Source organism: Paenibacillus sp. RU5M, from assembly GCF_900221055.1.
Taxonomy (GTDB): Bacteria; Bacillota; Bacilli; order Paenibacillales; family Paenibacillaceae; genus Paenibacillus; species Paenibacillus marchantiae.
This window is the reverse complement of sequence record NZ_OBQM01000003.1, coordinates 1-18,054: the sequence shown is the minus strand read 5'-3', so window position 1 is coordinate 18,054 and position 18,054 is coordinate 1. Positions and strand designations below refer to the sequence as shown.

Genomic DNA, 18,054 nt, shown 5'->3' with positions numbered 1-18,054 from the left:
CTTGGAACACCAAGGCCTTCTCTCCAGGGAACTTACATCTTAGATTCGTAACACCTACCGCTTGCACATTCTCCACTTCATTCATCTAGTCCAGCGCCTCATAATCCTGCTTCGACACCGGTCTAAGGGATCGTGTTACACCTGTAAGCTCCAGCGCTTTGGCGAGATAATAGGTGAATACACCCGCAATCAGAATACTTCCAATGAAGCGGAATCCGATAAACAGCGTGTAGTTCCAAGCCGAGAGGGAATCAATGTACCCATACTGATAATCGAGTACAAGCGAAGCCGCTGCTGCACCAATAGCCGCAAGGCAGGTAACGAACAGATTGCTTTTCCGATACAGAAATGCGGCAAAGAAAATCTCCGCTCCCAGCCCTTGCAGCAGCCCGTATACCAGTGTGGACATGCCCCACTCACTTCCGAGAAAAGCACTCACCGTGGATGCCGCAACTTCTGCCAGAATGGCTACACCTGGCTTCCGAATGATTACAAAGGCAAAGGTGCCCGCCATGAACCACATACCGTAAATCATCTGCTCCGCATGAACGCCGAATGGCTTCATCAGATCATATGTAGGTCCCCATATTTTGTAGATCACCCCGAAGACCACTGCAATCACAATCGTTACCAAAATATCGGTTAACTTCAATCTGTTGCTGCCTACTGCTGTTGACATGTTCTCTACTTCCTTCCTCTGTTTCCCTAGATTTATAAAAAAAACAATAAAACAAACAAAAAAAGCCTCCCCGGTTCACAGGCAGGCCATACGCACAGTTTACAATTCTCACGATGCAACGCATTAGGCAGATATAGAGAAAGAAGAAAACAAACGACACCATCCCCGTCACATCAGAGAAATCCCGTTGCAACCAAGAAACGCTGACATTTATGTTCTATCCCTTATCGCTTACCATTGCTCATCGCAAATTCATGTTCTCTACGCTGGCATTACCCAGATCAGATATACGGTCAGCAGCACAAGGCCGCTCTCTCAGCCCAACTTCATTGAGCACCCGGTTCACTTATTTCATTGCTTCTACTGTACAACACATGGGTATTTGTGACAATCCCGATAAGAAAAAATCAGTTTAAACTAGAAGAAAGAGTGATTAACTATATGTCTCATTTATGCGTCATATACCTCTGCTTCAAGAAATAACGTCTCTGTAATTCGTTACATCTCAGAAAGATGCAAATGAGAGCGAATAACGGGTGCCAGGTTCATTAGACCAAGATAACGCGAACAAGGGATGTCCCCGTCATATTCATGAGGACATCCCCTTTAATTGTTATGCTTCATATCCTTTAGAGGAAAATTATTGAGAAACGGTAAGCTCTGTTTTAATATTGAGTATTCCCGGATTGACTTGTTTTGCCCGATGCAAAGCCTTTAAACAAGGTCGGTACTTTGGAGTAACGGGTATTTGTAATTTTCCCTTGCGATGTACTGCTGTCCGTACGCATAATAGAATCTTTGACATTGGAAATGTCTGAGTTGTCGAGCGTCATGTTCACGGCGAAGGTTGTTCCGCCATTCTGACGTACCAGCTTGCCAATATCGTCTGCACGGAAATTTTTAATGTTAATCGTTCCGGCTGCATTCATTTGAAATACTTTATCATAGGCCTTGTAAGCTGCACCACCAGTGATGTTAACCGTTCCGGCTGATTTCAGAGTCAGAGCGTCCTCACCGACATCCTCCCAAATCACATTTGATATCGTGCAGTTACCATAACAATGAACACCGTCAGCTGCAGGTGAACCGATAATCACATTTTTGAGCGTGGCGCCTGCCTCCAACCGAAATACCGGCTTCTGATCTTCCGCTTGAGATCCATCTCCCAGGGTGGAAGGGTTGGCTACATACGTTTGGCCTTTGCCATCAAAAGTTTCTCCCTTGGCTACAATAATCGTTGAGTTTACAACAGTAGGTGCAGCAAAAGCCGGAATTGCACCTAATAATGAAGCGACCAGACCCGCAGACAGCAGCAACGTCAACATTTTTTTCATAATTTAAATCCTCCCTTATTCTGATGAATTGGCGTACAAGCATAAGCTTGTCCTCAAGGAACCGATCAGAGGTGCACCTCTGGCTCGGAACCTACCCTGATCCTACCAAAAAAGGAATGTTACGATAATAATCATTAGCTTAGATATAGAAATAATAGCATTATGCCTGTGTTCTCGGCATTTTTTGCATCGTACTCCATTGTGTAATGTGCCGATCTCAACTTCGGCTATGCTTCTTTTACAACTTGTAATCTATGGCGATATGCTCCTTTATCGTTCTAGAAAAAACGAAAGACCACCTCATCTGTTTCCAGACAACGTGATCTCTATTATTTTGAATCTCATTTTATTTATTAAATTTCGCTTTAAGCGCCGAACCGCTGACGATATCCGCACTTCCGACATAATTCCTCCACTGCTTCCCGTTTGGAGAAACCATAGAACAGATTGTTGGCTCGTTCACCATCCACAATCTCCGAGAACGATTTTTCATGAACGTTGCCCAAGTTAATGACACCCTCACCATCGAGACAGCATGGTACCACAGTTCCATCGACAAGCACGGCTGCCTGACTGCGAAGCGCATGACAGAAACCTTTACCATCATCTTCGGGTGCATCCAGACTCGGCCACTGGAATTCATGATCCTGATTCAGATACACATTGGGGGCAATTTTGACACCGCTCCCCGGCACCACTTTCTCCTCAATACGGAAATCTAGATTGAACTCCCGTTCAAGAACCTCCAGCGTCTCCCGGTTTCGGTTCATCTGCGCATTCGTGAAGTTATCCTGTGTCAGATTCCAGAGTCGGAATGAAATAATGACATTGTGCTTCACTGCTTCCCGGACAAATGACAATACATTGCCCAGATAGCCCTCACGGTCTGTGGAACCTTCATGACCATCAAAGCTGTGCAGGGAGAAATTCATCTGACGCAGTGCCGGTTTGCCGAGCAGTTTGTGCTGGGTCTTGGGCAGCAGCGTACCGTTCGTCGTAATGTTGACCTTGAATCCCTTCTCATGCGCTGAATCCAGTAACAGATCAATTTTGGGATGAAGCAGCGGCTCACCTTTGACATGCAAATAAATATGTTTGGTATGGGGTTTGATCTGATCCAATATATTGTTGAAGACTTCAGGGTCAATGAAATTTTTGGCACGTTTCGTCTGTGGACAGAAGCTGCATGCCAGATTACATATACTTGTGATCTCAATATATACTTTCTTGAACGTTTTCAACTCGGGGTCCCCATTCTGCTTAGAGGGAGAACAGTCCCACCCTCATTTGTGATCCGGCCCATGTGTGCCACCACTATTATATCGGGTTCAAGGGACAAGGTAAATCGACTAGGATGTTAATTCCCTTTTTCTCATCGAATTCGTTAACTACGTTCACCTATAGATTCTTTCAATCGAAGTATAGGATGTATTGATTGTCCAGGTCATTGTAGTTGCCGAGACGCGATGCTAGAATTTAAACAATTTAAAACCAAGTTAAAACGTAAGAATAATAAGTTATAAGGGGAGTGTATTCATGATTACTGTTAAGGCACCCGCAGTATATGTACACGAGGCTAACATTCTTGAGCAAAGTGGTTCGCGAATTACACAGCTTGGGCAGCATGTTCTCATTATCACCGGTGAGTCTGCATTAGAAGCCGTGAAGCCTTACCTTCTTCCTTCACTGGAGGAGCATAAGATCAAATTCCATGTTCAGTTGTTTCATGGTGAGGTTACAACAGGCCAGATTGATACTTTTACGCAGCAAGCTTTTGATCTGGATGTTGATCTGATTATCGGCGTCGGTGGTGGTAAAGTGCTCGATCTATCCAAAGCGGTGGCCGAGCAAGCCCAATTGCCCATTGTAACAGTCCCAACGATTGCCGCAACCTGTGCCGCCTGGTCCGCCTTAACCGTGCTCTATGATGAACAGGGCCAATCTGCAGGCTATCGTCCCCTGCGGCGTTCGCCTAATCTCGTTCTGGCTGATTCTCATATTCTGGCGAGTGCACCAAGACGGTATTTGGCCGCTGGGATCGGTGACACACTCGTAAAATGGCATGAGTTCGCCGTTAATCTAAGTGGCAACGCCACCAGTCTCACTCTTCGAAACAGTGTCAGCACTGCCAAGCTTGCACTCGATATTCTTGAAGCGCACGCCATCGAAGTCTATGAATCCACCGATACAACCGGCAGTACACCCCAATTCCGTGATGTTGCCGATGCCATTATTGTACTCGCCGGCCTTGTAGGCAGCATTAGTGATGGATCACTTCATGCCGCGATTGCTCACGGGCTGCATGACAGCCTCACCAAATTACCCGAAACACACGCTTCGCTACATGGAGAAAAGGTAGCCTTTGGACTCTTCACCCAGTGGATTCTTGAAGGCAAAGCAGGGGATGAGCTTCATGAGTTGACCACGCTGTTACATAAGCTGAATCTGCCTATCACTCTTGCCCAACTCGGCATACAACAACAGCCTCAGGAAGCTGCTGCACGCATTGCAGCAGGATTACAGCTGCGGGAAGGTAGTGCGGCACACCTCTCCTTCGGAGTTAGCACAGCGCAGGTAACTGAAGCCATTCTTCAGGCAGACCGTATCGGCCAGGCATTTATTGAATCCAGTAATTCTATTGAGTCCAATGTATCTATCACTAAATTCACTGAGTCCGTTGAGTCCAATGAGAACAGCTCATACACCAAGGAGGTTTCCTCCCTATGATCCGTCCAAACCGCCAGCACACTCTTGCCTTAACTGCATTTCTGAGCGCGCTTCTGTTGTTGCTGATTTCCGGCTGCTCTGCTGGAACTGACAATCAGGCTGCGGGTACAGGCACAACACCGACAGCGGCATCAGCTGCTTCGAATAGAGACGTTACCATTCGTGTTGGTCAGACCGGATGGGGCAATCTCGAATTGGGACTGAAAGCCGCCGGACTCGATGACACCCCCTATAAAGTCACTTATAACGTATTTCAGGGAGGTAACCTGATCCTCGAAGCGATGGCTGCAAATCAATTGGACTTTGGTGTAACCAGTGAAATTCCGCCCATTTTTGCATCTCAGGCTGCCAATGGTGGAAGCTTCAAAATTATTGCGGTACAACAAGGCAGCACCTTAAATCAGGAGGTCGTTGTTCCCAAAGATTCATCGATCAAATCGGTTGCTGACCTGAAAGGCAAGAAAGTTGCTTTCGTAAAAAATACAACGGCCCACTATTTCCTGCTCAAAATGCTGGAAGAAGCCGGATTAACCTGGAGTGACATCAGTCCGGTCGAACTTTCAACAGCCGATGGACTCAGCGCCCTGATAAGCGGGAAAGTGGATGCACTTGCCAGTTACGGCAATGCCATCATCTCCGCACATCAGAATGAAGCAACAACGCTCGCCAGCGCCAAAGATATCCTGTCAGGCAGCTTCCTTGTAGCCGCCTCCGATCAGGCTATTGCAAATGCGGAACAGAAAGAGGCCCTTGCCGATTATCTGGAGCGAATCAACAAATTCAATGATTGGGCTCGTGCCAATAAGGATGCGTGGGCTCAAATTACAGCAGACAACACCCACCAGCCCGTGGATCAAGCCCTTAAAACCTACACGGATGGAGAAGCACAACGCCCATCACGTATTGTTGCCATTACTGAAGAGGCCATCAAGTCTGAACAGGACGTAGCGGATACGTTTCAGCAAGCGGGAATTTTTGAGCAGGCAGTCGATGTGAGCACATTCTGGAGTGATGCACTTCAAGATCAACTTCCAGCTCCAGGTAGCCAATAACGAAGGAAGCAAGGAGGTAGGCATAACGTGCGGTCCAAAACCTTTAACCGGGCATGGTTTAACCAGTTCATTCCTTTTGTTGTACCACTACTCATTCTGGCTCTGTGGCAATGGCTGACTGCATCTGGAGTTGTTGCAGCCAATATTTTGCCCCGACCCGCTCAGGTACTGGAGGCCTTCATTCGTCTGCTTCGTAACGGTGAACTACTGAACAATATCAGTATTAGCGCCAGACGAGCTTTGGGAGGATTCCTCATTGGTGGGGGTCTCGGTTTCCTGCTGGGTGTGCTGAACGGCATCTCCTCCCTTGCGGAAAAGATCGCCGACTCCTCGGTGCAGATGATCCGCAACATTCCGCATCTGTCCTTGATCCCCCTCGTTATTGTGTGGTTCGGGATCGGTGAAGAAGCAAAATTATTCCTCGTTTCCCTGGGTGTATTCTTTCCGGTATATCTGAATACGTTCCACGGCATACGATCGGTCGATCCGGGTCTGATTGAAATGGGCAAAGTATATGGCCTCAGCCGTTGGTCCCTTTATAAGGACATTATCCTGCCTGGTGCACTGCCTTCCATTCTGGTGGGCATTCGTTATGCACTTGGCATTATGTGGCTGACACTTATCGTAGCCGAGACGGTTGCGGCGGATGCGGGGATTGGATACATGGCGATGAACGCGCGGGAATTCATGCAGATGGACGTAATTGTCTTAAGCATTCTGCTATATGCCCTGCTGGGCAAGCTGTCCGATACCATCGCCAAATGGCTGGAACGGCGCTGGCTGCGCTGGAACCCGGCCCTATCCCGCAAGTAAAGCAAAGGAGTGTGAATTGATCCATGAGCACAAGTCAGATCAGTCCTTTTCTTCAAGTAGATGGGGTTCAGAAATCGTATGATCAGCGGACGATTCTATCCGACATCAACGTCAATGTAAGACAAGGGGAATTTGTAGCCATCGTTGGACGAAGCGGCTGTGGCAAAAGTACTTTGCTGCGTCTGATCGCCGGGCTGGAACCCCCCTCTTCCGGGAGCATTATGCTGGGCAACAGAAAGCTTGGCAGTACAGCACCCGAGACACGGTTTCTGTTTCAGGAAGCCCGGCTGCTGCCTTGGAAATCCGTGCTCGACAATGTACGACTGGGCATCCCCGACAAGAACAAGGAAGATGCACGCCAGTCGCTTCGCAATGTAGGACTTGGAGAGCGTGAAGGTGATTGGCCGGGGGTATTATCTGGCGGACAAAAACAACGTGTCGCCTTGGCACGGGCACTCGCAAGTCATCCACGCTTACTGCTGCTGGATGAACCGCTGGGTGCATTGGATGCATTGACACGAATTGAGATGCAGCAATTAATCGAACGCTTGTGGGTAGAAGAAGATCTGACTGTCATTCTGGTCACGCATGATGTCAGTGAGGCGATTGCGCTGGCAGACAGAGTGCTGTTAATTGAGGATGGTCATATAACGATGGATACCCGAATTACGCTGGAGCGGCCACGCGTTCGGGACAGCGGGTTTGCTCATTTTGAAAACCTGATTCTGAATCGCTTGTTGACTCCGCCACAAGAGACACCACAGCAGATTGCCCAGAAACAGATATCATTCTCGATCTAATTCCACTGGAAAGAAGGCATGATTATGCAATCCCTCTCACCCGTTCCCTCTCCACCTGTTAAAGACCTTTTAACTCAAATTCCGGCTTATACGCCTGCCAAATCCATGGAACAGATCCGGCGGGAGTTGGGACTGGAAAGTGTAGATCGACTTGCAGCGAACGAGAATCCGTTCGGTTCTTCTCCCCTGGCAGCGGAAGCGGTCAGATCGCTGGGTTCCGATCTTTTGGCTCAATACCCCGACGGTTCCAGCCAACTGCTGCGTGACAAACTTGCGGACCGTCTGGGTGTGCGTACCTCCCAACTGGTATTTGGCAGTGGTTCATTCGAGCTCCTTACCCTTACCGCCCAAGCCTATCTTAATCCCGGCGAGGAATCACTCATTCCAGTGCCCTCCTTTAACTGGTATAAGGGCGCTACACTGCTGGCAGGCGGTGTCATCCATGAAGTGCCGTTGGTCAACCATTCACTGAACCTGGAGCAATTCCGGCAACGGATCAATGCTTCTACCCGAATCATCTGGCTGTGCAATCCGAATAATCCAACCGGAACCATTTTCACGGCAGATGCCCTACATGGTTTACTCGAACATGTTCCCTCCCATGTCGTGGTTGTCCTGGATGAAGCATATTATGAATTCGCGGAAAGTGAAGATTATCCTGATACGGTTAAGCTGCTGGAGCAGTATAATAATCTGATTATTTTGCGGACCTTCTCCAAAATATATGGACTTGCTGGCCTGCGAATTGGATATGGCATCGGGAATGAAAGCATTATTGAAGGCATTAACCGGGTCAAGCTGCCCATCAGTCTGACAGCCACATCCCAAGCCGCTGCTTTGGCCAGCCTGGATGATCATGAATTTGTTTCTCACTGCCTGCACTACAATCGTCAAGGAAGGGAAACGTTAATGCAGTCCTTTGATCAGTGGAACTTACCCTACATCCCTTCCGAAACAAATTTCATCATGGTTGATCTGTTGCAGGATAGTGGCCCGATTACCAAAGAATTGTTGAACAGAGGCATCTCTGTCCGCGGCGGTGCCGAATTCAGTATGCCTACCTGGCTTCGGATTACGATTGGTACACCGGAGCAGATTGCCCGTCTGATCGGGGAGCTTGATTCACTGTTACATTCAAACGATTAGATCCTAGTTACTTTCCTAACTCACATTACGCACACTTCTTTTAAGCCGCCCTCTTTACATTCCACTTGCATGTGATATATGCTGAACACACAACTGCATATCTTGAACATTGCACTAGGGGAGCCTTGCGGCTGAGACGAATCGAACGATTCGGACCCTTTGAACCTGATCTGGATCATACCAGCGGAGGGAAGTGGAGCGGCCTCTCAGTAAGCGGATTTTTTCATGTTGATGATGAAATTTAATGTGAATTGAACTTACAGACCCACTCATTTCTCCGGAAATGGGTGGGTCTTTTTCGCGTTCTGCGAGCAGATCAGAAGGTGTAATTAAAGATCCCGCGGTTTGAAGTTGAATTATGAATACAAGGGGGACGGAACGAGATGGATAACGATATAACCATTCACAACATGAGCTACGCTTTCCCGGGAAAAAGGGATTCCCCCGTGCTCTCCAATGTGTCGATGACTGTAGCCAAAGGAGAATTCGTTTCGCTCATCGGTTCCAGCGGCTCCGGTAAAAGTACCCTCTTCAAGCTGCTGGCAGGCTTGCTTGAGCCAACACACGGAACCATTGACATTCCTTGGGTTCAAGAAGGAAAGCGACTGGGGCAGGTGGCCTACATGCCACAAAAGGACCTCCTGTTATCCTGGAGAACCGTCATGGGGAATTGCATGCTTCCCTCTGAACTGGCTGCAGGTCGGCAGGATAAGATAAGGATTCGAGCAGATATCCTGGCTGGCCTCGACAGATTTGGCTTATCCGGCCACGCGCATGCTTACCCGGACGAGCTTTCAGGTGGCATGCGCCAGCGTGTCGCGCTGCTTCGTACTTTGCTGACAGGTGGCCAACTTATGCTTCTGGATGAACCATTCGGCGCACTCGATGCCCTGACCAAACGGGATATGCATCGCTGGCTGCTGGAGCTATGGGAAGGCCTGGGCAAAACCGTGTTGTTCATCACACATGACATTGAAGAAGCCCTGCTGCTCAGTGATCGGATTATCCTGTTAACTCCGGTGGGCCAAGGTCAACAGCTGCAGGATCTGTCGGTACCTTTGCCACGTCCAAGACATTCGGACATGATCTACGAACCGGCTCTCGTTCAGATGAGACGACAACTGGAGGAACAATTGCATGCAAGACGGTAACTTGAGAGATAGCATGAAGCATAGCATAAGAGGTTGGCTTGCCCGTTATGGTCTGTTTCTTTTGCTCATGATCTTGCTGCTTGTCATCTGGGAGTGGATTGTGCGTATGGGGTGGGTGCCTTCCTTCATCATTCCAGCCCCGACGGCGATTGCCATTTCGCTGTATGAACATCGCCGCCTCTTGTTGGCTACACATCTGCCCGCTACCTTGATGGAAGTTGTCGTTGGTTTTGGCTTGTCCATTGGTGCCGGAATTGCACTTGCAACGGGTATGTATATGAATCGGTCGATTGAAAAAGCGTTATATCCCTTCATCGTGATCAGTCAGACGATCCCGCTGATTGCCTTGTCCCCCGTCTTCATCCTATGGTTTGGCTACACCTTGTGGAGTAAAGTCGCGGTGGTGTTCCTGATCGCATTTTTCCCGATTGTAGTAAGCACCTACGATGGCCTGCGCCAGGGTGATCCGGAGCAGCGTGAACTGCTGCTGACGATGGGGGCCAGCAAGTGGGATATTTTTCGCAAACTCCAGATTCCACTTGCCCTTCCCTCCTTCTTTTCGGGACTGAAAATGTCTGTGGTGTATTGTGTGGTCGGTGCAACGATCGGTGAATGGCTCGGTGGAAGCAAGGGTCTCGGTTACTTCAGCCGCAGAATGTCGAGCAATATGAACACGGATGCAATGTTCGCCGCCATTGTGCTGTTATCCCTGCTCGGTATCGCCCTGTTTGTACTCATTGCATGGATGGAGAGAAGATTCAGTACACCACGTCATGCAGGTAGAAGAAAAACTGGATAACTTTCGGATTTCAAAAACAGATAAACGGAAATGAGGAATTTGAAGCTATGAAGAAAAAACATATCTACTCCCTACTCCCCATTCTGCTCATATCTATGTTACTGATTATCAGCGGATGTGGAAATACGGGTACCAATACACCTGCTACAGATTCAGCTTCCAAAGCAAAAGATACAGAATCATCTTTGGCCGAACGGCCATCGACATCCAAAGACAAGCTGTCCATCATGCTCGATTGGTACCCAAATGCAGTGCATTCCTTCATCTATGTTGCTCAGGAGAATGGTTACTTCGCGGATCAAGGTCTGGATGTCGATATCCAGATGCCTGCCGATACGAATGATGCACTCAAACTTGTTGCCGCCGGGAAAATCGATCTTGCACTAAGCTACCAGCCGCAAATTTTGCTCGCGCGTGGGGAGAACATTCCTGTACGTTCGATTGCAGCCGTCGTTCGCCATCCGCTCGTGCATCTGTTGACTGAAGCAGACGGTAAAGTGAAATCGCCAAAAGATCTTGAAGGGAGGACGGTCGGCTATTCCTCAATCCCTTTGTATGAAGCAATGGTGCGTACCATGATCAGCCAGGATGGCGGTAATCCCGACAAGATGAATTTGGTGGATGTGGGATTTGACCTGATCCCTTCCCTTGCTTCCGGGCAGGCAGATGCCATTATGGGTGGTTTTATTAACCATGAACAATTGATTCTGGAAAAGGAAGGCCATGCCATGAAAGCGATCAATCCCGTCGATTACGGCGTACCTGATTATTATGAACTGATCCTCACTGCAAGTGATGCGGGCATTGAAGCGAAGAAAGATCAGCTTACCCGCTTCATCAAAGCGATGCAGGAAGGACAGAAATATGTAACAGAGCACCCCGAGGACGCGCTGAACATTCTGCTCGCACATGAGAACGAAACGTCTCCACTTGACCCGGAGATCGAAATCAAAAGTCTAAACATTTTACTGCCACTGATGAATGAAGAAGGTCAGCCGTTTGGCAGGCAGGACGCCTCTTCTTGGGAAAATGTACGTGCATGGTTGGTTCAAAGTGAACTGATTCCGGATTCCGTAAAGGCTGAGGATGCTTTTATCAACTTGCAGGGTGAGTAAGTAAAATCGATTACTGGACGAGATCAAGGGAAATTTGAAAGTTGTAAATTCATTATCAGATGTCGCCCACATGAGTAGTTACGGAATTCAATAACTGTACGATTAGAATCTTTATCGAGGATAAGGACTCTTTAATTAAGCTTTCTATATGGACTTTCCAGCTATCCGAGAATAACTTTTAGTTCCCATGAATTTAATGGCCCACCCTGCCCTGACACTTTTATTGATTAATTTGCTTATTTATAAGGAGGAACTCATATGTCTTATCTGGAACGTGTTCGTACACAAAACCCGCTTGTTCATAACATTACGAATATTGTCGTCGCTCCGTTTACGGCAAACGGTTTGCTCGCACTAGGTGCATCTCCCTTTATGGCCTATGCGCATGAAGAAGTCGCAGATGTTGCCAAGATGTCGGGAGCGGTTGTACTGAACATTGGTACTCTGGACGAAAAGGTAGTTGAGGCGATCCGCCTGGCTGGGCAATCGGCTAATTCAAATAACGTGCCTGTTGTGCTCGATCCGTTTGGAGCTGGCGCAACCGCCTATCGTACGGAAACCGTTCAGATGCTCGTTCGTGAGCTTCGCCTCACGATATTGCGTGGCAATGTGGCAGAAGTCGCGAATGTCATCGGTGAGCATTGGAGCATCAAAGGTGTGGATGCAGGTCAAGGCGATGGAGATCGAATCGGAATAGCGGAACGGGCAGCACAAAAACTCGGCTGTGTGGTCGTCATTACCGGACGCGAGGATGTCATTACGGATGGACAAACGACGTTCCTGACGAGTAATGGACATGCCTTGCTTACCCAAGTATCGGGTGCAGGCTGCTTACTCAGCTCGATAATTGGTGCTTTTGCAGCCATTGCGAAACCAGGAGACGACTTGCTGAGCAGTGTTGTGGAGGCACTCGTTTTCTATGGCGTTGCAGCAGAGATTGCGGCGGAACGTACCGCTGACCTGGGACCGGGCAGCTTCCAGATCGAATTGCTGAATCAACTGGCTCAAGTGACACCTGACGTTCTCGCGCAGCGGGCACAGGTTCGCCAGATTGATGGAGGTGCGCAATGAGTATTACACAGGCTTTGACGATTGCTGGTTCCGATAATGGTGGCGGCGCCGGAATTCAAGCTGATCTGAAGACCTTTCAGGAGCTCGGTGTATACGGCATGACTGTGATTACAGCTATTGCTGCCCAAAATACAACAGGTGTGCAGGGCGTCTTCCCTATTTCATATGAAGGTATTGCTCAACAGTTGGATTCGACCGGTGATGATTTTCAGCCTACAGCCGTGAAGACGGGCATGCTCTACAGTGCTGAAATAATTAAACTGGTTGCCGAGAAATGGCGGCAATACGGCTGGTCCAATCTGGTCATCGATCCGGTTATGGTTGCCAAAGGCGGCGCTCCCCTGCTGCAACAGGAGGCCGTTCTAGCGCTAATTACGGAGCTGCTGCCTCATGCACTGATCACGACGCCGAACATTCCGGAAGCCGAGCTTCTTACAGGAATGTCTATTATGAATTTGAGTCAGCGTGAAGAAGCCGCAAGGCAGATCGTGCAGATGGGCTCCACGTATGCTTTGGTGAAAGGTGGTCATGATGAGGGAAATGGCATCATTGTTGATGTGCTCTATGATGGTCAGTCTTTTCATTATCTGGAGAACGTTCGGGTAGTGACAAGGCATACCCATGGAACGGGATGTACGTATTCTGCGGCCATTACTGCCGAATTGTCGAAAGGCTCAGCTGTGCCGGCTGCCGTCACCACCGCGCGAGCATTCATTCAGGCAGCCATCGAAGATGAGCTGGGGATTGGGGCCGGACATGGGCCGACGAATCATTTTGCCTATCAGCGCAGACTGCGGGGTGAACAGTAATGCGCCCACTGGATGCAGAAGCGGTACGGCATGCGATGCAGGTGTATTTGGTAATGGGCAGCGTGAATACGACGCGTGACCCCGTGGAAGTGCTGCGCCAAGCCATCGCTGGCGGCATTACGCTGTTCCAGTTCCGTGAAAAAGGAACTGGCGCTCTGGTTGGCGAAGCACGCATCACGCTTGCGATGCGGCTTCGCGAGGTGTGCAGCCAGCACGGGATACCGTTCATCGTGAACGATGATGTGGAGCTGGCTGTGGTGGTGGAGGCCGACGGCATACATGTCGGCCAGGACGATGCGGACGCGGCGCTGGTACGCGCCCGCATCGGAGAAGGGCGGATGCTTGGCGTATCCGCCCACTCCGCGCTGGAAGCCCGCCGTGCGGTGCAGGCGGGCGCCGACTATCTTGGCGTCGGGCCAATGTACCCGACGCGGTCCAAAGCGGATGCCCACGCTGTGTTGGGCCCCGCTGGGGTTGCCGAACTGCGCGCCGCAGGCATCGCAGTTCCGGTGGTGGGTATCGGCGGCATTACGCCCGATACCACGGCCGCCGTGATGGCGGCAGGAGCCGACGGCGTAGCCGTCATCTCCGCCATCGCGGGCGCGGCCGAGGTGCGCGCAGCGGCTGCGCAGTTCGCTGCGGCGGTGCGCGGGATGCAGGCGTAGCCATGCGCTCCCTGCACCGCCAGCCCGTGTGCTGCACCAGATAGATGGTGCAGCACACTCAGTTATTCTCAAGATGCAGCTTCCGTGCCTGCATCTTATTTTTTTCATTTTCACCTGTTGACTCTCACGTAACGTGACGCTGTACAATCGGTAGTGTAAGGAGGTTTCCATCATGGCCATGAAAGTAAAAGAAGTGGCCGAACTTGTCGGGATCAGTGTGCGCACACTGCATCATTATGATGAGATCGGACTGTTAACACCGGACGAAGTGACTTCTGCCGGATATCGACTGTATTCAGATGCCAATCTGGAAATGCTGCAGCAGATTTTATTTTTTAAAGAACTCGATTTCTCTCTGAAAGATATCAAGGAGATTACAAACAATCCATCGTTCGATCGAGAAGAAGCCCTGAATATGCATCGCCGTATTTTGCTGGAGAAACGCCAGCGGTTGGACCAAATGATCGCCACCATTGATAAATCGGTTCAACACGTGAGAGGAGAAATTAAGATGACAGCCAAAGAACAATTTGAAGGGTTTAATTTCAGTCATAATCCGTATGAGCAGGAAGCGCGGGAACGTTGGGGAGACCAAGCAGTGGATCATGCTAATCAAAAGTTACACATCCAGTCTACTGGGGAGCAAGAAGCTCTATCCGATCAAATGAATTCAATCTACTCTCGTCTTGCAGCAATTCGTCACACGGATCCAAACTGTGCCGAAGCTCAAGCCGGAATCTCGGAATGGTACAGCTATCTGAACAACATGGGCAATTATTCTCCTGAAGTCTTCAGAGGGTTAGGCCAAATGTACGTAGACGACGAACGTTTTACACGTAATATTGATCAATTCGGCGAAGGCTTGGCTGTATTTATGAGGGATGCCATGGCTGTGTTTGCTGATCGAAACAGCTAATCTAGGCCTACATTGATTCCACCTATAACATTATCCGATTCCCCTCGCAATCAGGTATACGTTGTAGACAAGTAGTTCCATTTCGATCTTTCTATTGCTTTGCTAATGAAATCTTGCTCTCTCGTTATAGGCAATATGCTCGTATTAAATAGAACTCCGTTCTGTCACATCTTTTCCGTGTTCATGCAATGTGCTGGACAGCCCAGGATTCAACAATTACTCAGTTTACACAAAAAGGGACGCACGCCCTAAGGCGTCACGTCCCTCTTTTAGTATCTCAGCCGCAATGTGAATAAGCCATTTACAGTTATTCACTCTGAGTACTTTTTTTAATGGAGCAATCCCTGTATTACACAGGTTTTGCTTCCTGCTAGCCATCGGTTAAGCTCTAGGAGCGTGATCAGACGAAGAAGCATCCGATGCCAGACTGGTCTTCGCCATCCGTCCTGGAATCTGCCATGCCGATACGATCGCCAGTACGATGAATAACAGGTCAACTGGCTCGCTGAAATAATCCGTAAAGGTATCTACAAATGCACTTACCATCTCACCATCGAACACCAGATTCATCATGCTCGCATCGCTGAACAACCGGAAGTAAAATACACCACCGTCAGATACTTCCCAAGTAAAATGCCGATAAGTGCAAAGATAACTGCAATGGCTTTATGTGCCGTCGCGATCCGTTTGTTCGAGAACAATACAACCGCGTAGCCTGTGAGCGCCCCAATGACGATAGCAATGAGCCCTAGCTCCCTTTCCGTCATGGCAGCGATTACTGCCCACACAATTCCTCCTACAATTGCTGCCAATAATCCACCAACGATTGGCATGCCGATCTTGATCCCTTGTTTCTCTTCCACGTTGTCTTTCCCTCCTGAGTCATGCTTATGCTTATTTTCCAGAATTCACCTTTCCTATGAAACCACAAATACTCCTTTTATTCAACAAATTTCTAATATCTTATAATCATTAAAATAGGTTCTGCACCAATGCTTTTATCTCAAAATAACGCAAAAAAACCCCTCTATCAGCCTTGAATTGGCAGAGAGGGGATCTCATTTAATCTTATTAATTTAATAACTCTTTTATTAACCTATGAATAACATACTTAGATAAGTTAATGTTTATAATTGCGTCGCGTTGGAGGGATTAATGACAGCAGCAATCTGCGCCAAAATGGCATCCACCGATGCTGGGTCATTCACATCATACTCATCGATGTTCAAACGCAGTACCGGACAGGCCGTAAATTGATTAATCCATACCGAATAGCGCTCATGCATATGCTCCCAGTAGGAACGGTCGGTCTGAATCTCCATCTCCCGTCCGCGTTCCGTAATCCGATTCAGAATGGATGGCAGGCTGCCTTCCAGGTAAATCAGTACGTCCGGATGAGGGAAATACGGTGTCATCACCATAGCTTCAAACAAACTGCTGTACGTCTCGAAATCCGTAACCGACATTGTGCCCTGATCCGCATGCATTTGTGCAAAGATACCTGTATCCTCATAGATGGAACGATCCTGTACAAATCCACCGCCCAGTTCAAAGATTTTCTTCTGTTCCTTGAAACGCTCTGCCAGGAAATAAATCTGTAAATGGAAGCTCCAGCGTTCAAAGTCATGATAGAACTTCTCCAGATATGGATTGTGGTCGACTTGCTCGAGCGAAGTCTTGAAGCTCAAACGGTCTGCCAGTGCCGCTGTCAGAGTGGATTTGCCCACCCCAACGGTACCTGCTACCGTAATTAATGCATTGGCCGGAATGCCATAATTGTTCATGTGATGTACTCCTTTACCTGATTAACAATCTGTTTGAAATGTTCGGGATGTTCTACAAAATCGAGCTGCTCCGCATTCACCTTAATGATAATTGGCGGATTCGGGCTGCTAGCCAGGTAGTCCATACCTGTTTTATAATCTGCAATTAACTGCTCCATATAAGCGGGGTCCATATCCTGCTCAAAAGACCGTCCACGTTTGTTGATCCGGTTCATCAATGTATCGAGCTCAGCCTCAATATAGAGCACCAGATTGGGTTTCGGCAGATCATCCGTTAAGAGGTGATAGATTTGACGGTATTTGTCCCGTTTCGTGCCCTTTAAGGTACGATCGGCAAAAATCATATTTTTATAGATATGATAGTCCGAAATGACGGGTGTATTCTTCTTAATGTAGTGCACGCCTGTGTCTTCCAGTTGCTTAAACCGGTTACACAGAAAAAACATTTCAAGCTGGAAGCTCCACTCATCTATATCCTGATAGAAGGAAGCCAAAAAGGGATTCTCTTCTACAATTTCCTTGACCAGCGGAAGGTTCAATTCCTGAGAAAGCATCGTTGCTAACGTTGTTTTCCCCGCACCAATCGGACCCTCCACGGCAATAAACGGGGCTGATTTCATCGTGATTCAGTTCCTCCTCGTACTCATGCGTGTTTCCGTTTCTATATAGACCCCACCTATTGTATCACAGCTTGGATGATGGGAAGGCCAGTATTTTATGTATAAAATGAGTTTTATCTCTAAGACCAAGATATATAAAACAGCCTACAGGAGTTATATTCATTCCCATGATCATAATAACAGAAAAAGACACGATCGCTTATCTACGATCGTGTCTTTTGATTGCTTGGCGGCGTCCTACTCTCCCAGGACCCTGCGGTCCAAGTACCATCGGCGCTAGAGGGCTTAACGGTCGTGTTCGGGATGGGTACGTGTGGAACCCCTCCGCCATCGCCACCAAACGCGATTTGTCGAAGCATAGCTTCTTGAAATCATTGTAGAACTGAAAATCATACACACATTCTGTGATGTACCGATTTTCATTTCAGAGATTATTCTCTGAAAACTAGATCCGAAACGAAATGTGCGATTTATAACTTGCATATTGGATAAGCCCTCGACCGATTAGTACTGGTCAGCTCCATGCATTGCTGCACTTCCACCCCCAGCCTATCTACCTCGTCGTCTTCAAGG

The 18,054-nt window shown here is 48.4% G+C and carries 19 protein-coding genes, 2 rRNA genes and 2 riboswitches; of the genes, 12 read left to right on the top strand and 9 right to left on the bottom strand.

Annotation, left to right across the window (positions count from 1 at the left end):
* Positions 1-85: 85 nt before the first annotated feature.
* The 3 genes from CRO25_RS10805 to CRO25_RS10795 all read right to left on the bottom strand — a co-directional run bounded on the left by CRO25_RS10805 (position 86) and on the right by CRO25_RS10795 (position 3,254).
* Complete coding sequence (locus tag CRO25_RS10805; protein ID WP_079694965.1) at positions 86-679, bottom strand: ECF transporter S component; 594 nt, start codon at positions 677-679, stop codon at positions 86-88.
* Positions 680-920: 241 nt separating this feature from the next.
* A riboswitch (TPP riboswitch) is annotated at positions 921-1,031 on the bottom strand.
* Between the two features lie 313 nt (positions 1,032-1,344).
* The gene (locus tag CRO25_RS10800; RefSeq protein ID WP_079694964.1) at positions 1,345-2,013 is read right to left on the bottom strand and encodes a pectate lyase; all 669 of its coding nucleotides are present in this window, start codon (positions 2,011-2,013) and stop codon (positions 1,345-1,347) included.
* 365 nt (positions 2,014-2,378) lie between these two features.
* Positions 2,379-3,254, bottom strand: a complete 876-nt coding sequence (locus CRO25_RS10795; protein WP_064640556.1) for a radical SAM/SPASM domain-containing protein — start codon at positions 3,252-3,254, stop codon at positions 2,379-2,381.
* Positions 3,255-3,549: 295 nt separating this feature from the next.
* Here CRO25_RS10795 and CRO25_RS10790 point away from each other — a divergent pair, with 295 nt between their 5' ends.
* From CRO25_RS10790 to CRO25_RS10735, 12 genes are all read left to right on the top strand, one after another.
* Complete coding sequence (locus tag CRO25_RS10790; RefSeq protein ID WP_079694963.1) at positions 3,550-4,740, top strand: iron-containing alcohol dehydrogenase family protein; 1,191 nt, start codon at positions 3,550-3,552, stop codon at positions 4,738-4,740.
* On the top strand, positions 4,737-5,792 hold the full coding sequence (locus tag CRO25_RS10785; RefSeq protein ID WP_079694962.1) for an ABC transporter substrate-binding protein: 1,056 nt from the start codon (positions 4,737-4,739) through the stop codon (positions 5,790-5,792). The genes CRO25_RS10790 and CRO25_RS10785 overlap by 4 nt, the downstream gene beginning before the upstream one ends.
* Positions 5,793-5,819: 27 nt before the next feature.
* Positions 5,820-6,605 (top strand): ABC transporter permease subunit, encoded by a 786-nt coding sequence (locus CRO25_RS10780; RefSeq protein ID WP_063568384.1) that lies wholly within the window; start codon positions 5,820-5,822, stop codon positions 6,603-6,605.
* A gap of 23 nt (positions 6,606-6,628) precedes the next feature.
* Positions 6,629-7,405, top strand: coding sequence for an ATP-binding cassette domain-containing protein (locus CRO25_RS10775; RefSeq protein ID WP_079694961.1), 777 nt, complete (start codon positions 6,629-6,631; stop codon positions 7,403-7,405).
* A gap of 18 nt (positions 7,406-7,423) precedes the next feature.
* Positions 7,424-8,551, top strand: a complete 1,128-nt coding sequence (gene hisC / locus CRO25_RS10770; RefSeq protein WP_218670776.1) for a histidinol-phosphate transaminase — start codon at positions 7,424-7,426, stop codon at positions 8,549-8,551.
* 106 nt (positions 8,552-8,657) lie between these two features.
* Positions 8,658-8,760: riboswitch (TPP riboswitch) on the top strand.
* Between the two features lie 174 nt (positions 8,761-8,934).
* Positions 8,935-9,702: an ABC transporter ATP-binding protein gene (locus tag CRO25_RS10765; protein ID WP_079694959.1), complete on the top strand. Its 768-nt coding sequence runs from the start codon at positions 8,935-8,937 to the stop codon at positions 9,700-9,702.
* Positions 9,689-10,501, top strand: coding sequence for an ABC transporter permease (locus CRO25_RS10760; protein ID WP_372828767.1), 813 nt, complete (start codon positions 9,689-9,691; stop codon positions 10,499-10,501). The genes CRO25_RS10765 and CRO25_RS10760 overlap by 14 nt, the downstream gene beginning before the upstream one ends.
* A 47-nt stretch (positions 10,502-10,548) precedes the next feature.
* Complete coding sequence (locus CRO25_RS10755) at positions 10,549-11,616, top strand: ABC transporter substrate-binding protein (RefSeq protein WP_079694958.1); 1,068 nt, start codon at positions 10,549-10,551, stop codon at positions 11,614-11,616.
* A gap of 258 nt (positions 11,617-11,874) precedes the next feature.
* A complete protein-coding gene (thiM, locus tag CRO25_RS10750) occupies positions 11,875-12,687 on the top strand; it encodes a hydroxyethylthiazole kinase (protein WP_079694957.1) in 813 nt (270 codons plus the stop codon).
* Positions 12,684-13,496 carry a bifunctional hydroxymethylpyrimidine kinase/phosphomethylpyrimidine kinase gene (thiD, locus tag CRO25_RS10745; protein ID WP_079694956.1) on the top strand — a complete coding sequence of 271 codons (813 nt, stop codon included), beginning with the start codon at positions 12,684-12,686 and terminating at the stop codon, positions 13,494-13,496. Before thiM ends, thiD begins: the two co-directional genes overlap by 4 nt.
* Positions 13,496-14,161: a thiamine phosphate synthase gene (thiE, locus tag CRO25_RS10740; protein WP_079694955.1), complete on the top strand. Its 666-nt coding sequence runs from the start codon at positions 13,496-13,498 to the stop codon at positions 14,159-14,161. Before thiD ends, thiE begins: the two co-directional genes overlap by 1 nt.
* A 172-nt stretch (positions 14,162-14,333) precedes the next feature.
* Positions 14,334-15,077 carry a MerR family transcriptional regulator gene (locus CRO25_RS10735; RefSeq protein ID WP_079694954.1) on the top strand — a complete coding sequence of 248 codons (744 nt, stop codon included), beginning with the start codon at positions 14,334-14,336 and terminating at the stop codon, positions 15,075-15,077.
* A gap of 381 nt (positions 15,078-15,458) precedes the next feature.
* Here the strand turns inward: CRO25_RS10735 and CRO25_RS10730 are convergent, their stop codons facing one another.
* The 6 genes from CRO25_RS10730 to CRO25_RS10705 all read right to left on the bottom strand — a co-directional run.
* Positions 15,459-15,650, bottom strand: coding sequence for a hypothetical protein (locus CRO25_RS10730; RefSeq protein ID WP_079694953.1), 192 nt, complete (start codon positions 15,648-15,650; stop codon positions 15,459-15,461).
* A complete protein-coding gene (locus tag CRO25_RS10725) occupies positions 15,647-15,940 on the bottom strand; it encodes a hypothetical protein (protein ID WP_079694952.1) in 294 nt (97 codons plus the stop codon). The genes CRO25_RS10730 and CRO25_RS10725 overlap by 4 nt, the downstream gene beginning before the upstream one ends.
* 264 nt (positions 15,941-16,204) lie before the next feature.
* Positions 16,205-16,861 (bottom strand): deoxynucleoside kinase, encoded by a 657-nt coding sequence (locus CRO25_RS10720; protein ID WP_079694951.1) that lies wholly within the window; start codon positions 16,859-16,861, stop codon positions 16,205-16,207.
* The gene (locus CRO25_RS10715; RefSeq protein WP_063568458.1) at positions 16,858-17,481 is read right to left on the bottom strand and encodes a deoxynucleoside kinase; all 624 of its coding nucleotides are present in this window, start codon (positions 17,479-17,481) and stop codon (positions 16,858-16,860) included. The genes CRO25_RS10720 and CRO25_RS10715 overlap by 4 nt, the downstream gene beginning before the upstream one ends.
* A gap of 224 nt (positions 17,482-17,705) precedes the next feature.
* Positions 17,706-17,822, bottom strand: a 5S ribosomal RNA gene (gene rrf / locus CRO25_RS10710).
* A gap of 143 nt (positions 17,823-17,965) precedes the next feature.
* Positions 17,966-18,054: ribosomal RNA gene (locus CRO25_RS10705) — 23S ribosomal RNA — on the bottom strand; the annotation flags it as partial.

Excerpts from the sequence above, each read along its gene's own strand:
- CRO25_RS10805 (WP_079694965.1), bottom strand. The coding sequence starts at position 679 with ATGTCAACAGCAGTAGGCAGCAACAGATTGAAGTTAACCGATATTTTG.
- CRO25_RS10800 (WP_079694964.1), bottom strand. The coding sequence starts at position 2,013 with ATGAAAAAAATGTTGACGTTGCTGCTGTCTGCGGGTCTGGTCGCTTCA.
- CRO25_RS10790 (WP_079694963.1), top strand. The coding sequence starts at position 3,550 with ATGATTACTGTTAAGGCACCCGCAGTATATGTACACGAGGCTAACATT.
- CRO25_RS10785 (WP_079694962.1), top strand. The coding sequence starts at position 4,737 with ATGATCCGTCCAAACCGCCAGCACACTCTTGCCTTAACTGCATTTCTG.
- CRO25_RS10775 (WP_079694961.1), top strand. The coding sequence starts at position 6,629 with ATGAGCACAAGTCAGATCAGTCCTTTTCTTCAAGTAGATGGGGTTCAG.
- hisC (WP_218670776.1), top strand. The coding sequence starts at position 7,424 with ATGATTATGCAATCCCTCTCACCCGTTCCCTCTCCACCTGTTAAAGAC.
- CRO25_RS10765 (WP_079694959.1), top strand. The coding sequence starts at position 8,935 with ATGGATAACGATATAACCATTCACAACATGAGCTACGCTTTCCCGGGA.
- CRO25_RS10760 (WP_372828767.1), top strand. The coding sequence starts at position 9,689 with ATGCAAGACGGTAACTTGAGAGATAGCATGAAGCATAGCATAAGAGGT.
- CRO25_RS10755 (WP_079694958.1), top strand. The coding sequence starts at position 10,549 with ATGAAGAAAAAACATATCTACTCCCTACTCCCCATTCTGCTCATATCT.
- thiM (WP_079694957.1), top strand. The coding sequence starts at position 11,875 with ATGTCTTATCTGGAACGTGTTCGTACACAAAACCCGCTTGTTCATAAC.
- thiD (WP_079694956.1), top strand. The coding sequence starts at position 12,684 with ATGAGTATTACACAGGCTTTGACGATTGCTGGTTCCGATAATGGTGGC.
- thiE (WP_079694955.1), top strand. The coding sequence starts at position 13,496 with ATGCGCCCACTGGATGCAGAAGCGGTACGGCATGCGATGCAGGTGTAT.
- CRO25_RS10735 (WP_079694954.1), top strand. The coding sequence starts at position 14,334 with ATGGCCATGAAAGTAAAAGAAGTGGCCGAACTTGTCGGGATCAGTGTG.
- CRO25_RS10730 (WP_079694953.1), bottom strand. The coding sequence starts at position 15,650 with ATGATGAATCTGGTGTTCGATGGTGAGATGGTAAGTGCATTTGTAGAT.
- CRO25_RS10720 (WP_079694951.1), bottom strand. The coding sequence starts at position 16,861 with ATGAACAATTATGGCATTCCGGCCAATGCATTAATTACGGTAGCAGGT.
- CRO25_RS10715 (WP_063568458.1), bottom strand. The coding sequence starts at position 17,481 with ATGAAATCAGCCCCGTTTATTGCCGTGGAGGGTCCGATTGGTGCGGGG.